Below are 17,251 nucleotides of genomic sequence, written 5' to 3'. Positions count from 1 at the left end.
GCTTTAAATGACGGCGTCTTCAAGGAAGGGGCGGTCAGCTGCCACCCGCTCGTAGCCGAATGGCGAAAGATCAAGCGTCTTGAAGCCGCCATAGGCAATCAGTTCCGAGAGACCCCGTCCCATTGCCGGCGACTGCTGGAGACCGTGCCCCGAGAAGCCGTTTGCGAAGAGGAAATTGCTGACCTCAGTATGCGGTCCGAGGACGACATTGTGATCGAGGGTGCAATAGTCGTAGTGGCCGGCCCAGGAATTGACGACCTTGATCGCCTCAAAGGCCGGCACCCGGTTCGCCAGGATCGGCCAGATTTCCTCGTCGAATTCGTCATGCATGACGTCGAAATCGTTCGGATCTACCTCAGGGTCATGTTTGGGATAGGTGCCCATCAGATAGAACTTGCCCTCGGGCCGGAAGAAAACGCCGGTGGGGTCGATCGTCAGCCCCACCTTTCCTTCCAGGGGCGTTCGGCAATCGACGACGAACAGCGAGCGTCGGCGTGGCTCCACGGGGACGTCGAGCCCAGCCATCCCAGCGACTTTCTTGCCGTTGGTGCCTGAGGTGTTGACCATCGTGCCACAGGCAATCGTCTGGCCGCTCTTCGTCGACACGGAAACGATGCGGTCTCCCTCTCGGTTGATGGCGACGACTTCGTCTTCGATGTATTCGACGCCGAGCGAGCGCGCCTTCTTGCGAAAGCCCTGCAGCAGACCGACACTGTCGAACCAGCCCTCGCCCCGCTCGCCGGTGCTGCCGAGCGTCAATCCTTCGAGGTTCAGCCAGGGAAACCGGCGGCCGAGACCATCCGGATCGAGCAGCGTCACCTCCGCGCCGCACGAGACCTGGGTCTCGTGGTTGCGCCGGAGAACCTGATCGCCGCGATCGTCCTCGGCGAGGAACAGATAACCGGCCTCGTGAAAACCAATCTCGGGCGTGTCGTCGTCGACAATGACGTTTTCCTTGAAGTGGCGGATGAACTCCGTCCCGAACTGCGAGACTTTGACATTGATCGCATTCGAAAACTGGTGGCGGATGGAGCTGGAGGATAGCGCCGTCGCCGAACGCTGATAGGTCCAGTCCTTCTCGATCACCAGGACCGATCCGTTGAAGTCCGGGTTGGTCGCCAGAAAATATGCCGTCGAACTGCCGACCACTGCACCGCCGACGATCACCACGTCATAGGACGACTTGGAAGCTTGCATCAGGGCGTCTCACTTCTTCTCGTCTTCATAGTGGCCGGCGGCGGCAAAGCTGCCGCCCTGGAAGCGCACCGCCGGATCGTTGGGATCGCCCTGTTTCGTATTCTCGAAAACCTTGTCCGCGTAATCGTCGGCGCTGTCTTCCGGCCTGTATCCGAGCGATGCCGCCGTGCGGTTGTCCCAGAACGCCCGGCTGTTGTTGGACATGCCATAGGCGACCATGAAGCCGACGCGTTCGGCCGACAGGCTCTTTTCGACGAGCTGGCGGCAATCGCGATAGGAAAGCCAGGTGATGAGATGGCGCCGGTCCGTCGGCTCGGGGAAAGACGAGCCGATACGCAGGCTCACGGTCTCGATCCCGAACTTGTCGAAATAGTAACGGCTGAGGTTTTCGACGAAGGTCTTCGACACGCCGTAGAGACTGTCGGGGCGGGTCGGAACGTCGCCGTCGATCGTCTCGGTGCGCTCGTAAAAACCGATGGCGTGAACGGAGCTGGCATAGACGATGCGCTTGACGCCATGCTGCCGGGCTGCCTCATAGATGTTGTAGCTGCCGACGATGTTGGCGTTAAGAATGGTGTTCCAGGGGGCCTCCAGCCCTTGACCACCCATATGAATGATGGCGTCGCAGCCCTCCACGGCTTTCGAAACAGCGTCGAAATCGGAAAGGTCCGCCGGGAAATCCTCCTCGTGCGGCTCGAGGTTCTCGCAAGGCTTGCGTGCAGACAGCCTGAGGATCTTGCCAAGCCTTGTTCCTGACTTGCGCAGCTGGGTTCCCAGAGCGCCGGCCGCGCCGGTCAGAAGCGTGCGCTGATAATCGGTCATCGAATTTTCCCTTTAGCGAAGTTTGGCCAGTGCATCGGCGGTGCGCTCGATGGCAATGGCAAGATTGTCACGCGATGTCGCGAAGGAAAGGCGAATATAGGGTTCGACACCGAAAGCGGCACCGGGAACGGTGGCGACCTTGCCTTCCCTGAGGAGATAGGAGGCCAGTTCCGTATCGTTGGAAATCCTGGCGCCGTCTGGCGCCGTCTTGCCGATATAGTGGGCGCATTTGGGAAAGAGGTAAAAGGCTCCTTCCGGAGCCCGCACATCAAGACCGGGTATCGCGCTGAAGCCCCTTGCGACCAGTTGACCGCGCGCCTTGTATTCGGCAACCGCCGTCGTGACGAAGTCCTGGGGACCGTTGAGCGCGGCGGCGGCGGCAAACTGGGTGATCGAGGACGGGCAAGTCGTGCTCTGGGACTGAAGCTTGTTCAGCGCCTTGGTCAGTTCGCGCGGACCGGCCGCATAGCCGAGGCGCCATCCTGTCATGGCATAGGCCTTGGATACGCCGTTGATGATGAGCGTGCGGTCCTTCAGCTCCGGGCACGCGACGACGAACGACGTGAAGGGCACGTCGCCGCAGACGATATGTTCGTAGATCTCATCCGACATGATCGCCACGTGGGGATGCCGTGCCAGCACTGCACCAAGCGCCCTCAGTTCGTCCGCCGTATAGATCGCCCCCGTCGGATTGGACGGAGAATTGAACAGGAACCAACGCGTCTTCGGCGTGATAGCTGCTTCCAGCCGCTCGGCTGTGATCTTGAAGGCATCCTCGACACCGCAAGGCACGATCTTCGGAATGCCGCCGTGCAGGACGACGATGTCGGTGTAGGAGACCCAGTAAGGCGCCGGCACGACCACCTCGTCGCCGGGCTCCAGCGTGGCCAGGAATGCATTGAAGAGGATCTGCTTGGCGCCGTTGCCGATGGAGATCTCATCCATGGCGTAGTCGAGGCCGTTCTCGCGTTTGAACTTGGCGACGATCGCCTCGCGCAGCTCCACCAGGCCGTCCGGCGCGGTATAGCGGGTAAGCCCCTTGCGCATGGCCTCGATCGCCGCCTGAACGATATGATCAGGAGTGTCGAAATCTGGCTCGCCGAGCGACAGGTCGACGACATGCTCTCCTTTGGCCCGCATCGCCTTGGCGGCGACCGACACCGCCATGGACGGCGAGGATTTGATCGTCGCGACGCGTGTGCTTTCGAATGCAATCATGTTCATGCCTTGCCTCCCTTAGTCCGGCTCCTGCCATAGGCTTCAGCCTGTTCTTCGGTGATGTATCCATGCTTCAGGTCCTGCTCGATCGCCTCAGCCGGGCGATGTGCCGGATCGCCGTAACCGCCGCCGCCCGGAAGCGACAGAACCAGGCGCCTGCCTTCCGGCACGAATTGCAGCCCCTTGCCCTTGAGAACCGTACCGTCGTCGAGCGCGACTGCGCCGGCCGTGCCGCTCAGTCCGCCTTCGCGGCCGCGGGCGGGGTGGCCAAGCCTGTCGAACATGGCGGAGAAGCGGAAGCTGAAGCCTTCGGCCGCTTCGATCTCGATCATCTGGCCGAGACCGCCGCGTTGCGCGCCGGCACCCCCTGACCCCTCGCGCAATTCCTTGCGCCAGACGATGACGGGGCCGACATTCTCCGTCGCCTCGATCGGCATCGTGTGGACGCCGCTCGGAAAGGCAGTGGCGTTCAAGCCATCGAGAGCGGCGCGTGCGCCGGTGCCGCCGGAATTGAACATCAGGATTTCTGCGCCCCTGCCGCCGATCTGATCGGAGACGGGGCGCACGCTCATATGCAGGTTCCAGAGTGCGCTGGCACCTTCCGCAGGCACCTGGCCTGGAAGCGCCTGATGCAGCGCGCCCAGCACGAGATCCGGGACAAAATGGCCGAGAACGTGGCGGACAGCGACCGGCGCCGGCCGCTTGGCATTGAGGATGCAACCTTCCGGCGCCACCACCTCGAAAGGTGCAAGCGAGGCAGCGTTATTTGGAATTTCCGGCGCCACGACGCATTTGATGCCGTAGCAGGCATAGGCCTTGGCATAGACGAGCGGCACATTGATGCCGAACTTGCTCATGCCTGAGGTGCCGTCGAAATCGACCACGATCCCCTCGGGGCCGATGCTCAGCTTGGCGGCGAGATGCACCGGCTCATCATAGCCGTCGAGATCGAGGCTGTAGTTCCAGGAGCCATGCGGCAGCTTCTTCAGCCGCTCCAGCGTTGCCTCGCGGCTGTGCTTGAGGATGAAGCCGCCGATCGTCGACAGATCAGGGAGATTGAATTCCGTCAGCATGTCGACGAGCCGGCGCTGGCCCGTTTCGTTGCAGGCGGCGAGCGCATAGAAGTCACCGACGACCTTATCGTTTTCGCGAACATTGTTTCGGACGATATGGATCAGCGTCCGGTTCAGCTCGCCGCGCTCGAAGAATTTCATGATCGGGATGAAGAGGCCCTCTTCATAAACTTCGCGGGCATCCGGGCCGAAACCGCGGCCGCCGACATCGACGACATGCGCGGTCGAGGCGAAATAACCGACCAGCTTGCCGCGATGGAAGGAGGGCGTGACGACGGTGATGTCGTGCAAGTGGCCCGTTCCCTTCCAGGGATCATTGGTGATGTAGACGTCGCCTTCAAAGACATTGTCCGGCCCGATGTCGCGAATGAAATGCGCGACGGATTCCGCCATGGCGTTGACGTGGCCGGGCGTGCCGGTAACCGCCTGCGCCAGCATACGGCCTTCCAGGTCGAAGACGCCGGCCGACAGATCGCCCGCCTCGCGCACGGAGGTGGAGAAGGCCGTGCGGATCAGGGTCTGCGCCTGCTCTTCAACGACAGAGATCAGCCGGTTCCACATGACCTGCATATGGATATCGATCATGGATTGGTTCATGTGACTATCCTCAGATCCGGGTTGCGAGAAGGCAGCCGTCGTGCTGAACGATGGCGTTGAAGGAGGAAGTGAGAACGGTTGAGGTCTCACGCTCGACGATGACGGCGGGACCCTTGATCACGTCGCCGGACTTCAGGCCGGTGCGCTCGTGAATGCCGGCTTCGAGATAGGCGCCTTGGGAGGCCTCGAACAGGCGTCGGGTCTTGCCCGGCTGCACGATATTGCCTTCGGCGACGGAGGGAATGCGTTCGACCGGCGGGAGCGGCGAACTCGCCTTGACCGACCAGCTGACGATCTCGATATCGAGACCCTCGATGGCGCGGCCGAAGAAGCGCTCATATTCCTTTTCGAAAGAGGCCGCGATCGTCTCGGCGCTCGCAGGGTCGAAATTGTCGTCGGCAAGCGGGACCGGGATATCCCAGCCCTGCCCGGCATAGCGCATGAACAGCGTGCGCTCGATCACCGGGGAGCCGGTGTCGAGCCCGCCTTCGACAAAGCCGAGTGCTTCGGCCTTCATGGCTTGCAGCAGGCGGTTGGCCTCTAAATATTCGAAATTCGACAGGCTGAAGACGGCGCTGCGGACGGATTCGTAGCCGAACGGCGCCTTGAGGAAGCCGATCGCGGAACCGACGCCGGCGCCCGGCGGAACGAGGAAGGTCGAGATCCCCATCTTTTCGCAGAGGCGTGCGGCATGCAGCGGTCCTGCGCCACCGAAGGTGATCATGGTGAAATCGGAAATGTTCTTGCCGTTCTCGACGGTGTGGACGCGGCCGGCATTGGCCATGTTCTCGTCGACCATTTCGCACGTGCCGTAAGCGGAAGCCTCCGGGTCGAGGCCGATGACCGCGCCGATATCGTCGCTCATCGCCTGGCGGCTCGCCTCGACGGAAAGCGGGATCGCGCCGCCCGCGAAATTGGCGGGATCGAGCTTGCCGAGGATCAGATCCGCATCGGTCACGGTGGGGTTCTTGCCGCCGCGCTGGTAACAGGCTGGGCCCGGCTCGGAGGCTGCCGAATGCGGGCCGACGCGGATCTGGCGCATTGCGTCGACCGAAGCGATCGAACCACCGCCTGCGCCGATTTCGACCATCTCGACGACGGGAATGGAAATCGGCATGCCGGATCCCTTGCGGAATCGATAGGTGCGCGCGACCTCGAAAGTCTTGGCCGTCTTCGGTACCTGGTTTTCGATCAGGCAGATCTTGGCAGTCGTGCCGCCCATGTCGAAGGAAAGAACCGTATCGAGACCGTATTGACGGGCGATGTCGGCCGCGAAGATCGCGCCGCCCGCTGGACCGGATTCGACGAGGCGCACCGGAAATTCGGAGGCGCTCTCGACCGAGACGATCCCACCGCCGGAGTGGATCATGAAGACCGGGCAGCGGACGCCGATATCCTTCAGCGACACGACGAGACGGTCGAGATAGGATTTGATCGCCGGCTTGACGTAGGCATTGGCACAGACCGTGTTGAAGCGCTCGAATTCGCGCATCTGCGGAGAAACCTCCGACGAGATCGAAACGGAGAGGCCAGGAAGGCGCTTCAGGATCGCGTCGCGGACGGCGATCTCGTGTGCGCCATTGGCATAGGCATGAATGAAGCCGATCGCGACACTTTCATAGCCGCCTGCCGCGACCTTCTCGACGACGGCTGCAACCGAAGCATCGTCCAGATCAAGCAGAACCTTGCCCGCCGCATCGATACGCTCACGCACGACGAAGCGGTCAGCGCGCGCGATGAGAGCCGGCGGCAGGGAAATATTGAGATCATACTGCTCGAAACGGTTCTCGGTGCGCATCTCGAGCACGTCGCGAAAACCTTCCGTCGTCACGAAGGCGGTCCTGGCGCCGCGCCGCTCGATCAGCGCGTTGGTGGCAAGCGTCGTGCCATGGATGAGGATGCCGATCTCTGAAAGAGCGACGCCCGCCATGTCGGCGACGGCCTTCACACCCTTGAGGATCGCCCTCTCCGGCGCCGTATAGTCCGTCAGGATCTTCGTCGAGTGAAGCGTCCCGTCGAGGTCGAGAGCGATATCCGTAAAGGTGCCGCCGATATCGACGCCCACCCGGCAGTTTCGTGGCGTGCTGCTCACCGTCTTGTTCCCCGCTTTCTTAACGTTCGAGGCCGCGCTTGCGCGATCATCGATCCTGCCATTCTTCACTGTTGCAAGCGATGCCGCAACATTTCCGCTTGACGGTCTTCGTATATGTCACTTATCATATAAGTGTCAATTAAGAAAAGGACCGGAAATCTCGAAAATCGCTCTTCGCAGCGGCTGAGACAAAGAGAATTTACCTAACAAAAATAATAGCTTCACCTTCAAGGCGAAGCATGAACGCGGGCTTAAACCGCGTCGAGAACGACTAAAAATCGAACAGCTTCAACCAGAGGGAAAAACACATGAAATCCATATCGACACTTCTTAGCGCCACCGCCGTCGCCTCCGCCTTGCTGTTTTCCAACGCTTTGGCGGCCGACACGATCAAGATCGGCGTCGCCGGCCCCTTTACCGGCGCCAATGCGACCTTTGGCGAGCAGGTGTTCAGCGGCGTGTCCGCCTACGTCACCGACGTCAACGCGTCGGGCGGCATCAACGGCAAGAAGATTGAACTGGTGAAGGGTGACGACGCCTGCGAACCGAAGCAGGCCGTTGCCGTCGCCAATCGTTTCGTCGACCAGGACAAGGTCCAGGCGGTGATCGGGCATTTCTGCTCGTCCAACACGATTCCCGCTTCCGAAATCTACAATGATGCCGGCATCCTCGAAATGACGCCGTCCTCCACCAATCCGACCGTCACCGATCGCGGTTTCGACAATCTGTTTCGTGGCTGCGGCCGTGACGACCAGCAGGCCGTCGTCGCCGGCAGCTTCATTCTGGATACGCTGAAGCGGGACAAGATCGCCCTCATCCATGACAAGGACACCTATGGCCAGGGCCTGGTGGACGCCGTCAAGAAGACGATCGAAGCGCGCGGAATCAAGCCTGTGATGTACGAAGGCCTGACCCGTGGCGAACGTGACTTCAATGCGCTCGTCACCAAGATCAAGAGCTCCGGCGCCAACGCCGTGTACTTCGGCGGTCTCATTCCCGAAGGCGGCCCACTGATCCGCCAGCTCAAGGAGCAGGGTGTCGACGTGGTCATCGTCAGCGGTGACGCGTTCGCCCAGACGGAACTGGTCGCGGCAGCCGGCGGCGCTGAGAACCTCAAGAACGTCTATTATTCGGCAACACCGGATCCGCTGGCGGATCCCTCCACGCAGGGCGTCCAGGACGCGCTGAAGAAAGCCAACATCACGCCGGCAAACTACGTGCTCTATGGCTATGCCAATGCGCAGGCCGTCGTTGCCGCGCTGAAGGCCGGCGACGAACTGAAGGCCCAGGCCGACTATCTCCGCAGCAACACCGTCGATTCCGCCATCGGCAAGATCACTTGGGACGCCAAGGGCGACATCAAGGACTTCAAGTTCGTTTTCTACAACTTCGACGACAAGGGAACCCCTGTCTTGGTGAAGTAAGGCATTTTGCCCGAGCCGGCCGGACCTAAAGCTTGTCGCGCAAAAGTGTGCAGCGGTTTTGCGGTAGCGACATGCGGAAAAATAAAGACCTAAAGCGCGATCAGAGACTCTGAAAGATCGCGACGCGCTTTAGGTTCGGCCGGCTTATCCATCCCCGAAAACCATAAGAGGGGTTCACCATGGACTTTTACATCCTGGTTCAACAATTGTTCAATGGCATCACGCTGGGGACGATCTACGGCCTGATCGCGGTCGGATACACCATGGTCTACGGCGTCATCCGGATGATCAACTTTGCTCATGGCGACGTCTATATGGTATCGGCCTATATCGCCGCCATCACGCTTGCCGTCCTTGGCTATTTCGGCGTTCAGTCGGTTCCCTTCGCCTTGATATCCGTGCTGGTGATCAGCTGCGCAATCACGGCCGTCTATGGCTGGGTGATCGAGCGCGTCGCCTATCGGCCGCTTCGCGGCTCGACCAAGCTTGCTCCGCTGATATCGGCCATAGGCATCTCGCTGATGCTGCAGAGCTACGTCCAGATCGCCCAGGGCGCACGCGACCAGGGCGTGCCGACGCTCATCCAGGGGGCGTTTCGCATCGGCAACGATACCCACTTCGCACAGATCACCTACATGCAGACGGTGATCCTGTTTGCGTCACTGATCGCCATGGGGGTGCTGACCTATGTGATCAACTACACCAGGATCGGCCGCGAATGCCGCGCCACCCAGCAGAATATCCGGATCTCCGCGATACTCGGGGTCAATACCGACCGGATCATTTCGACGGTCTTCGTCATGGGTGCGGCCACTGCCGCCGTCGGCGGCACGCTCGTCACCTTCAACTACGGCTCTTTCAACTTCTTCATCGGCTTCGTCATGGGTATCAAGGCTTTTACGGCCGCGGTGCTCGGCGGGATCGGCTCGCTGCCCGGCGCCGTGCTCGGCGGCATCGTCCTCGGCCTGACCGAGGCGCTGTTCGCCGGCTATGTCAGCACCGACTACAAGGACGTCTTCGCTTTCGCATTGCTCATCACCCTCCTGTTTTTCCGACCCTATGGCCTGCTTGGCCGGCCGGAAATCCAGAAAGTCTGAGGAGGAGCAAGAACGATGGAATCCAACCGCCTTCGCGCACTCCTCAAGCAAGCGCTCCTCACTTTTACAGTCTCCCTTATCCTGTTCGGCCCGATCTCGGGGCTGGTTCTCGCCGGATTTTCGTTCACGAACGAACTGATGCGCGCGGTACTCCTAGCGGCCGTCGTCACGGCAGGACGTCTAGCGCTCTCGCTGTTCCAGATCAGCAGCCTCGGCCGAAAACTCACCCGGCGCATGGCCGGCAACGGCGCCGGTGTGACCGTCATGACCGGCAAGGAAAGGTCGCCGCTGCTGGTCCTTTCCCTGTTGTTTGTCGCCGGGTTGAGCTTGCCGTTTTTTGCCGACAAATACCTCCTGGGTATCGCGATTCTTGCCCTGATATACTGCCTTCTCGGCCTGGGGCTTAACATCGTCGTCGGGCTTGCTGGCCTGCTCGACCTCGGCTACGTCGCCTTCTACGCCGTGGGCGCCTATCTCCTGGCGCTCGGATCGCAATATCTCGGGATCGGCTTCTGGGGCGCTCTGGTGCTCGCCCCATTCCTGGCCGGCCTCTTCGGCATGATCCTCGCCTTTCCCGTTCTGAAGATGCATGGCGACTATCTTGCCATCGTGACGCTCGGATTCGGCGAGATCATTCGTCTGGTGTTGAACAACTGGCTGGAATTCACCGGCGGGCCGAACGGCGCCCCGGTTCCGGCACCCACCTTCCTCGGCCTCGAATTCACCCGTACCGCCAAACAGGGTGGCGTTCCCATTCATGAATATCTGGGCATCGCCTACAGCGCGGACTACCGGTTCTGGTTTCTCTATTTCGTGCTGTTTCTTGTCGTCTGCTTCGTCATCTACGCCGTGGAGCGACTGCGCGTCATCCCTCTCGGCCGCATGTGGGAAGCGCTGCGGGAAGACGAGATCGCCTGCCGTTCGCTCGGCGTCAATCACGTCTTCACAAAGCTCACGGCCTTCATGCTCGGCGCCTCCACGGGCGGCCTCGCCGGCGTCTTCTTCGCCGCACAACAGGGCTTTGTGAACCCGACATCCTTCACGTTCTTCGAATCCGCGCTCATCCTGGCGATCGTCGTCCTTGGCGGCCTCGGATCGACGGCGGGCGTCATCTCGGCCGCACTCGTTCTCACCATTCTTCCGGAGCTTCTGCGTGAGTTCGCCGAATACCGCGTTCTGGTCTTCGGTATCCTGATGGTGGTGATGATGTTCTGGAAACCGCGCGGCCTGGTCCGCATCAAGCGCCCGGCATTCTTTCCGAGCTCGATGAAAGAAGGCATCGGCAGCGAACTGTCCTTTGAGGGCAAGGCGGAGGCTGGACGATGAGCCCCATCCTCGAAGTACAGAATGTCACCATGCGTTTCGGCGGCATCGTCGCCAACCGGGACGTCAGCTTTTCTGTCGAACGCGGCACGGTGACCGCCCTGATCGGTCCCAACGGCGCCGGCAAGACGACGATGTTCAACTGCATCACCGGATTCTATCGCTCCAGCGAAGGCCGCATCATGCTGAACGGACGCGATGGTCCGACGGATATCGGCCAGTTGGTGACCAAACCGATGACCGGCGGCTCACACCTTGTGACGCGCGCCGGGATTGCCAGGACGTTCCAGAACATCCGCCTGTTCAAGGAAATGTCGGTCATCGAGAACCTTCTGATCGCCCAACATCTCGCCACCCGCAACAACATCCTCAGTGGCGTTTTCCGGACCCGGGCGTTCCGCAAGGCCGAGGCAGAGGCTGTCGACCGCGCCTATCACTGGCTTGGGCAAATGAAGCTTGCCGACGACGCCAACCGCCTGGCCGGCGAACTGCCTTACGGCCGGCAGCGCCGCGTCGAGATCGCCCGCGCCATGTGCACGGGCCCGAGCCTCATATGCCTCGACGAACCGGCTGCCGGCCTCAACCCTTCCGAAACGCTGGATCTGGCCGAGGTCATCCAACGGCTTTGTGCCGATCACAAGCAGACGGTTCTCGTCATCGAGCACGACATGGGTCTCGTCATGCGCATTTCGAACCACATCGTCGTGCTCGATCATGGCGAGGTGATCTCCGACGGCACGCCGCAGCATGTCGCCAACGATCCGGCCGTCGTCGCCGCTTATCTCGGTGTGAGCGAAGAAGAGGTACCAGCATGAGCCAGTCGTCCGACACGCAGGTACCGCTTCTCGAATTCGCCGGCGTTCATGCCCATTACGGCCCGGTGGAAGCGCTGAAGGCGGTGAACGTCCATATCTCAGCCGGTGAGATCGTCAGCCTGATCGGCGCAAACGGCGCCGGCAAGACCACGCTGCTTTCTTCTATCTTCGGGGCGCCGCGCGCCTCATCGGGCAAGATCCTGCATCGTGGCGAAGACATCTCGCAGATGCCGACCAGCAGGATTTCCAGGCGCGGCATAGCACTCGTCCCGGAAGGTCGGCAGATTTACCAGGAGATGTCGGTCGAAGAGAATATGATGATGGGCACGACGCCGATCGGCATGGCCCACTTCGAAGAAGACCGGAACACCATGTTCGAGCTCTTCCCGCGCCTGAAGGAGCGCCGAAATCAGACCGCCGGCACCATGTCGGGCGGCGAACAGCAGATGCTCGCCATCGCCCGCGCCATGATGGCGCGGCCGGAACTGATCCTGTTCGACGAACCGTCGCTCGGCTTGGCGCCGCTGATCGTCAAGCGCGTTTTCGAAGTTTTGCGGGAGATTGCTGCGATGGGCAAAACGATATTTCTCGTCGAGCAAAACGCCAACCATGCACTGAAGCTTTCGCAGCGGGCCTATGTCATGGTCAACGGCCGCATTCATCTCTCCGGCGACAGCGCCGCCCTGCTCGATAACCAAGACGTCCGCAAGGCCTATCTCGGACTGCACTGAACAAGGGGCTTCCAGCCGGCATAGTCAATTTGCCGATGGCCAGCGTCGACTTCCACCTGCCGCTCGGCGGCCGCAAGGGATCGTTCCTTCGATCGGCGCGAACAGGGCCGAGCGGTGCAGCAAACCGGCGTAACGCACCATGCATAAGGACGGGGTCAGACCGGATGCCGTCCGGAGGATTTACCCCGAAGAACGGTCATCTGCTCTTGCTGCACTTCATTTTCATCGTTCAAAACGGCTTGCCAAAGCCTGTTGCCGAGCCGAAGCGACACCCGTTTCGTCCCCTCGTGTTCGGCAGTACCGATTTCCACGGAGCTGACGACGGAGCCATGGCGCATGTGGCGGCGAAGATCGGCCAGCGACAATCCGAACCGTCTCGCGAGCTCCGATGATTCCAGGATAAAATCGCCATTTGAATCGCGCTCGATCAGCACCGACTTTTTCTCCAGCTACGTTCCACGCTCACCGCTCAGGCCACCGCCCGAATCGCATTGTCCCCCTTTGGCAGCAATCGCGCCACTGCGCTCAGGAGATCCGTCTGCGATATCAGGCCAAGGATCCGGTAGTCGTCGTCGACAATGATGACGGCATGCGTGCGACCGTCCGTCAGAACAGGCAACAGCGACAGAGCAGAATCCGAAGGTCTGGCCACCGCCGGCCTCGAGATCGCGTGCGCGATGGTCTCGGTGCTCATGGACAATTCCCGCAAGCCGACGGCGCCGACGAGGCGGCCCTCCGGATCCTTCACCGGCAAGGTGCGGATATTGTGCTTCAAAAGAAGATGCCGTGCAGCATCCGGTTCCGAGGCTTCGCCAATGGCGATCACGTCACGCGACATGATATCGGCACAGCTGATCTTGCCGTTTGAGCGGATGGCCGATTGCAACTCGACCTGCTGCAACAGCCGGCCGAGGTCTGCCCGATCGATATCAAAGGTTTCGTCGAGCGCTTCGAGGGCCGCATCGACATCCTCTTCGCGGAAACCCACCCGCACGGCAGACGGCAGGTCCACTGTCTGATGGGTGTTCTCCGCGGGTTTCGGAACGACGTGCGGATAATTCCGCTTGGAAAGCTTGTGGAACAACAGGCCAAGGCCGACGAGGATGCAGGAGTTCAAAGCGACGGGCACGAAGGGAAAAAGAAATCCCCAGCCGGCAACGACAGGACCGCCGAGCACGGCGGTCAGTGCGGCGGCTCCTCCCGGCGGATGCAGGCACCGCGTGAAGGACATCGCGCCGATGGCAAGCGAAACGCCGACGCCGGTCGCGATGATCGGATCGCGAATGAAATAGGCGGCAATAATCCCCATCAGAGCGGAAATCGTATTGCCGCCGATGATCGACCAAGGCTGCGCAAGCGGACTTGCCGGCACCGCGAAAAGAAGCACCGCGGACGCCCCCATCGGCGCGACGATCAGGGGAAGATGCGGCCCCTGGCCGAACAGATAGCCGCTGATGACGCCGGTGAGACCAATGGCCAGCAAAGCGCCGAGACATCCAATCAATCGCTCTCGTAAGGTCGCACCGGCCAGAATAGGTGAAAACAAACGGAAGCGGCGGAAGCGGCTCGGTCTCACCTTCGGGGAAACGGGATACTGCATGACAAGACCAATTTTAAGCGAGGATTATCTGGCGGCGAAGGAGGAAGACGTTCAGGTTAGTTTGTTGCCAGCCTGATATCTCTGCCCCTTGTCGCGCTGAGGACTTCGTGGAATGCGTTGAACGCGCTTGGGCGATCATTCCTGCGGTAGACGAGCAGCGTCTCGACAGGCCCGAGCTGATGGGTCTGGAGAGGCGTCGGCCAGTGCATGAGATCAAGGACGGATCGCGGCATGACGCCGGCCGTATTGCCCGTCGCAACGCTCGCCAAGATCGCGTGGTAGGAGCCGAGTTCGCTCGTCGGCAGGGTGCTCGATTTGCGCGCCCAGTTTTCGGCGATCCGGCGATAGGTGCAGCCGGGTTCCAAAGCGGCGAGTGATCCGACACGCAGGTCTGCGGCTGACTTGATGGAGGGATGCCCGGACGGCAACACGATCAACAGATCCTCGACGAAGACCGGCTCCATTTCGAGCGCCTTGAGTTCAGCATCGAAGCTCGAGTCTTCCTCGCGCATCGTCTTCGGTGGGCGGGCAATCAGCGCGCAATCCAGTGCATCAGAGAGAACGTCGCGGATCAGATCGCGGGACGCCCCCATCGTCAGATGAAGCGACACCTCCGGCCACATCTGATTGAATTGCGTCAGCGCCGCCGGCAGCCTGCTTGCCGCCGTGCTCTCCATGGTGCCGACCCGCAATGTCCCGGATGGGGCCAGAGGCCGCACCGCCTGGCGCGCTTCGAGCGCAAGCGCCATAAGCCGGTTGGCATAGGCGAGAAACGTCCCGCCCTCGCGCGTCAACGTCATCTTCTTGCCGTCACGGCTGAAGAGCGAAACGCCGAGGTCCTCCTCCAATTGCTGGACGCGCGTCGTCACATTCGACGGCGCCCGCCCTACGGCCTTGGCAGCCTTGGTAACGCTGCGGTCGCTGGCAACGGCGAGGAATATCTCGATCGATGAAAGGTCCAATGAAAGGATCTCGTTTGCAGAATTAAGACGATAGATAATTCTCTATATAAAAATCATTGCTCCAGCTCAAGCCAGTTTCGGATCGGACGAAAAACATGAGCCCAAGCAGACGAGCGATTGCCGAAAAAAGGGTCGCGACGCCGAGGAAATAGCCATGCAAGCCGCGACGTTGCCTCTGTCGGACGACGTTTTGAGGGTTTGAGGCTGGCATGAGGTTTGCATGCTTAGGGCTATCTGCGGATCGATCGGCGACGACCCTATGTTGCAACTTGTCTTGACCTGTCTTCTTCTGAGCGTCGCTTCAGGCTTGAGCATGCGGCGTTTTCTTCTGCCGTATTTCCCAGGCGGCGATCTCGCCGAGAAATCTGCCCCTGTGACAATCGTCGCAAGCGCCGTCTTTCTGGCGGCAATCGCTTTCACCGTCTCCGATCAAGATCTCTGGGCAAAATCCGTCATCCTGATGCTCGGCCTTTCGCTGGCAGCCATGTTCGACGATGCGAGACCCAGGCTGACGATCGCTCTCTCCGCCATCAGTCTGGCAGCCTACCTCGGGCTGCGTTCGATCGGCTGAGCATCCAACCATCACGCAAACAGATCAGTGGCGATTGAACACCGCAACTTATCGCCGGTGTCGAAGCCCAATCGAGGCGACTACATCCACCGACGAAATCATTCGTCAACAGAGCCACATCTCACAACCTGAAACATCTCCCGACGGGGGAAGAGGAAGAGTTCGCGCAATACGAGAAAATGATCTCTATTGAAGAATATTCTTCCGCTGCTATTCTGTATTATAGAACATTCGCCGCGGCACGCTGGGATCGCAGCAAGCAGAAATCGGACCTCTCGCGATCGGTGTCTCTCGACTCCAGGAAATCGAGACCATCGATCCCAGGAGCTGATCGTGACCGATGCCGAAAGCCGGTTTCGTAACGACAACGGCTCCCGTGCCGCACGGATGTTCGAGTTGCGCTGACGATGAGGAGGCGAGTGGCGATCATGGACAACGACCCGGCAGGAAAAATCTGGTCGGAATGGTATGCTTGGCATCCTGTCTTGCCGATCGATGACTCCGTGTTCTGGCTCGAGACCGTATACCGCCGGGAAAGCCCGGAAGGTCTCTGGCAATATCGTTCGTTCCGGCCCGAATTTGAACGCCGGCAGGCTCTGATCGACATACCGGTCTGTCCCGGCGCTTAGAGCAATTCCAGGAAAAGTGCGAAGCGGTTTTCCGTCCGGAATTGCGTAAAAACAAAAGGATAGAGCGGTTCTGCGCTTCCGTTAAAAGCTGAACCGCTCTAGAATCCGACAACGATCGCCAGGTAGGCCTGCGTCAACCGAGTGCCTGACTGACGAGTGCATAGGTTCTCGGCTCGTGCGCCGCCTGATGTCCCGGAACCGGAAGCCAAGGGCCGCCGAGCGACATGGTCGTCACGATGTCGTAAACGGGAAGACCGCAGCGAGAGAGGAAATCGGAAAAGGTCCCGCCCTGCTCGCGTGTGTCGAGGCGCAGGAACGCTCCTGCATGCTCGGCGGCATGTGGGCGGACGACGGCGATCGCGTCTGCGTCACTGCCCGCCACAATAGGACCGATGACATGGCCACGCCCGAACCGCCGGCAAAGCGAAAAAGCCTCGATCCTGCCGGCACGGGTTAACACGATGCCTTTGGAATTTGCCATCAACCGGGCCAGGAGCAGCTTGCGATCGGTGCCGAAGGCCACGCAGTCCAATTCGGCGATCGCTTCCAGATCGCCGGCCTCCACTGCCCGTATCACAGCACCGGACGGCAGCTCCACATCCGGCGGCGATATCGCTTCGCCCTGGCATTGAAAGACGAGTGCCTCGCGAACAAAGTTCAGGGAACGATAGAGACGTCGCGCCGCGCGCGTCGCATTCAGCCCGAGGTTGCGCCCGGCGACCTGCTCCAGCGCGTGGCCCATGAGCCATTGCCCGGCGCCATTGGTTTGAAGACGCGGCGAGGTGATGACCATACCGATCGTTGCAAATTGGGCATCGTAGGGAAACCACATCGCAGAGCCCAGGATGCGGCCGATTTCATCGATCGCCACGATGCCCTGGCCGAATTCCCGCAAGAACTGCCAGTCTTCGCCACGATGCGGCCAGGCGACGGTCATCGACAGCGCATGCAACTTGTCGAGGGCGACGCTGTCGATCCCGGCAATGTGCGTCTCGAAACTGTCGACGAACCTGGATTCGGATGTCAGTTCGCTCACTCCCACCCCCTGCCGCATTTTTCTGGCCAAGCCTGCGCCCGGAAACTTCTCTGACCAGACTAGA

16 protein-coding genes are annotated in these 17,251 nt (G+C 60.7%); 7 read left to right on the top strand and 9 right to left on the bottom strand.

Annotated features, from left to right (window positions below):
• Positions 1–3 precede the first annotated feature (3 nt).
• Genes AC1D2N_RS18140 through AC1D2N_RS18120 form a run of 5 tightly spaced genes read right to left on the bottom strand, consistent with a single transcriptional unit; the run spans position 4 to position 6,999 of the window.
• Entirely contained in the window at positions 4–1,197 is a 1,194-nt protein-coding gene (locus tag AC1D2N_RS18140) for an NAD(P)/FAD-dependent oxidoreductase (protein WP_018245955.1), read from the bottom strand.
• A gap of 9 nt (positions 1,198–1,206) precedes the next feature.
• Positions 1,207–2,019, bottom strand: coding sequence for an NAD-dependent epimerase/dehydratase family protein (locus tag AC1D2N_RS18135; protein WP_018245956.1), 813 nt, complete (start codon positions 2,017–2,019; stop codon positions 1,207–1,209).
• Between the two features lie 12 nt (positions 2,020–2,031).
• Positions 2,032–3,243: a pyridoxal phosphate-dependent aminotransferase gene (locus tag AC1D2N_RS18130; protein ID WP_018245957.1), complete on the bottom strand. Its 1,212-nt coding sequence runs from the start codon at positions 3,241–3,243 to the stop codon at positions 2,032–2,034.
• A complete protein-coding gene (locus AC1D2N_RS18125; RefSeq protein WP_018245958.1) occupies positions 3,240–4,907 on the bottom strand; it encodes a hydantoinase B/oxoprolinase family protein in 1,668 nt (555 codons plus the stop codon). Before AC1D2N_RS18125 ends, AC1D2N_RS18130 begins: the two co-directional genes overlap by 4 nt.
• 10 nt (positions 4,908–4,917) lie before the next feature.
• Positions 4,918–6,999: a hydantoinase/oxoprolinase family protein gene (locus AC1D2N_RS18120; protein WP_026188724.1), complete on the bottom strand. Its 2,082-nt coding sequence runs from the start codon at positions 6,997–6,999 to the stop codon at positions 4,918–4,920.
• 308 nt (positions 7,000–7,307) lie between these two features.
• On the opposite strand from AC1D2N_RS18120, the gene AC1D2N_RS18115 reads away from it, so the two are divergent.
• From AC1D2N_RS18115 to AC1D2N_RS18095, 5 genes are all read left to right on the top strand, one after another.
• Positions 7,308–8,423 (top strand): ABC transporter substrate-binding protein, encoded by a 1,116-nt coding sequence (locus AC1D2N_RS18115; protein ID WP_018245960.1) that lies wholly within the window; start codon positions 7,308–7,310, stop codon positions 8,421–8,423.
• Positions 8,424–8,602: 179 nt separating this feature from the next.
• A complete protein-coding gene (locus AC1D2N_RS18110) occupies positions 8,603–9,520 on the top strand; it encodes an ABC transporter permease subunit (protein ID WP_018517823.1) in 918 nt (305 codons plus the stop codon).
• A 15-nt stretch (positions 9,521–9,535) separates the two neighbouring features.
• Positions 9,536–10,846 (top strand): high-affinity branched-chain amino acid ABC transporter permease LivM, encoded by a 1,311-nt coding sequence (gene livM / locus AC1D2N_RS18105; RefSeq protein ID WP_018245962.1) that lies wholly within the window; start codon positions 9,536–9,538, stop codon positions 10,844–10,846.
• Positions 10,843–11,658: an ABC transporter ATP-binding protein gene (locus AC1D2N_RS18100; protein ID WP_018245963.1), complete on the top strand. Its 816-nt coding sequence runs from the start codon at positions 10,843–10,845 to the stop codon at positions 11,656–11,658. The genes livM and AC1D2N_RS18100 overlap by 4 nt, the downstream gene beginning before the upstream one ends.
• Complete coding sequence (locus AC1D2N_RS18095) at positions 11,655–12,389, top strand: ABC transporter ATP-binding protein (protein WP_018245964.1); 735 nt, start codon at positions 11,655–11,657, stop codon at positions 12,387–12,389. The genes AC1D2N_RS18100 and AC1D2N_RS18095 overlap by 4 nt, the downstream gene beginning before the upstream one ends.
• 155 nt (positions 12,390–12,544) lie before the next feature.
• Here the strand turns inward: AC1D2N_RS18095 and AC1D2N_RS18090 are convergent, their stop codons facing one another.
• Genes AC1D2N_RS18090 through AC1D2N_RS18080 form a run of 3 tightly spaced genes read right to left on the bottom strand, consistent with a single transcriptional unit; the run spans position 12,545 to position 14,951 of the window.
• Entirely contained in the window at positions 12,545–12,823 is a 279-nt protein-coding gene (locus AC1D2N_RS18090; RefSeq protein ID WP_018245965.1) for a DUF6522 family protein, read from the bottom strand.
• Positions 12,824–12,858: 35 nt separating this feature from the next.
• The gene (locus tag AC1D2N_RS18085; protein WP_018245966.1) at positions 12,859–13,989 is read right to left on the bottom strand and encodes an HPP family protein; all 1,131 of its coding nucleotides are present in this window, start codon (positions 13,987–13,989) and stop codon (positions 12,859–12,861) included.
• 56 nt (positions 13,990–14,045) lie between these two features.
• Positions 14,046–14,951, bottom strand: a complete 906-nt coding sequence (locus tag AC1D2N_RS18080) for a LysR substrate-binding domain-containing protein (RefSeq protein ID WP_018245967.1) — start codon at positions 14,949–14,951, stop codon at positions 14,046–14,048.
• A 259-nt stretch (positions 14,952–15,210) separates the two neighbouring features.
• Here AC1D2N_RS18080 and AC1D2N_RS18075 point away from each other — a divergent pair, with 259 nt between their 5' ends.
• Both AC1D2N_RS18075 and AC1D2N_RS18070 read left to right on the top strand, forming a co-directional pair.
• Positions 15,211–15,522, top strand: a complete 312-nt coding sequence (locus tag AC1D2N_RS18075) for a hypothetical protein (RefSeq protein ID WP_018245969.1) — start codon at positions 15,211–15,213, stop codon at positions 15,520–15,522.
• Between the two features lie 428 nt (positions 15,523–15,950).
• Positions 15,951–16,151, top strand: coding sequence for a hypothetical protein (locus AC1D2N_RS18070; protein ID WP_026188725.1), 201 nt, complete (start codon positions 15,951–15,953; stop codon positions 16,149–16,151).
• Positions 16,152–16,284: 133 nt separating this feature from the next.
• Here AC1D2N_RS18070 and AC1D2N_RS18065 read toward each other — a convergent pair whose 3' ends face one another.
• Positions 16,285–17,205 (bottom strand): GNAT family N-acetyltransferase, encoded by a 921-nt coding sequence (locus tag AC1D2N_RS18065; RefSeq protein ID WP_018245971.1) that lies wholly within the window; start codon positions 17,203–17,205, stop codon positions 16,285–16,287.
• Positions 17,206–17,251 lie beyond the last annotated feature (46 nt).

This window comes from Rhizobium sp. P1_B8, assembly GCF_056406515.1.
The sequence above is the reverse complement of the archived record's forward strand: the minus strand, read 5'-3'. Positions and strand labels throughout refer to the sequence as shown.

Coding starts and splice junctions, on each gene's coding strand:
- AC1D2N_RS18140 (WP_018245955.1), bottom strand. CDS start 1,197: ATGCAAGCTTCCAAGTCGTCCTATGACGTGGTGATCGTCGGCGGTGCA.
- AC1D2N_RS18135 (WP_018245956.1), bottom strand. CDS start 2,019: ATGACCGATTATCAGCGCACGCTTCTGACCGGCGCGGCCGGCGCTCTG.
- AC1D2N_RS18130 (WP_018245957.1), bottom strand. CDS start 3,243: ATGAACATGATTGCATTCGAAAGCACACGCGTCGCGACGATCAAATCC.
- AC1D2N_RS18125 (WP_018245958.1), bottom strand. CDS start 4,907: ATGAACCAATCCATGATCGATATCCATATGCAGGTCATGTGGAACCGG.
- AC1D2N_RS18115 (WP_018245960.1), top strand. CDS start 7,308: ATGAAATCCATATCGACACTTCTTAGCGCCACCGCCGTCGCCTCCGCC.
- AC1D2N_RS18110 (WP_018517823.1), top strand. CDS start 8,603: ATGGACTTTTACATCCTGGTTCAACAATTGTTCAATGGCATCACGCTG.
- livM (WP_018245962.1), top strand. CDS start 9,536: ATGGAATCCAACCGCCTTCGCGCACTCCTCAAGCAAGCGCTCCTCACT.
- AC1D2N_RS18100 (WP_018245963.1), top strand. CDS start 10,843: ATGAGCCCCATCCTCGAAGTACAGAATGTCACCATGCGTTTCGGCGGC.
- AC1D2N_RS18095 (WP_018245964.1), top strand. CDS start 11,655: ATGAGCCAGTCGTCCGACACGCAGGTACCGCTTCTCGAATTCGCCGGC.
- AC1D2N_RS18085 (WP_018245966.1), bottom strand. CDS start 13,989: ATGCAGTATCCCGTTTCCCCGAAGGTGAGACCGAGCCGCTTCCGCCGC.
- AC1D2N_RS18075 (WP_018245969.1), top strand. CDS start 15,211: ATGTTGCAACTTGTCTTGACCTGTCTTCTTCTGAGCGTCGCTTCAGGC.
- AC1D2N_RS18070 (WP_026188725.1), top strand. CDS start 15,951: ATGGACAACGACCCGGCAGGAAAAATCTGGTCGGAATGGTATGCTTGG.
- AC1D2N_RS18065 (WP_018245971.1), bottom strand. CDS start 17,205: ATGCGGCAGGGGGTGGGAGTGAGCGAACTGACATCCGAATCCAGGTTC.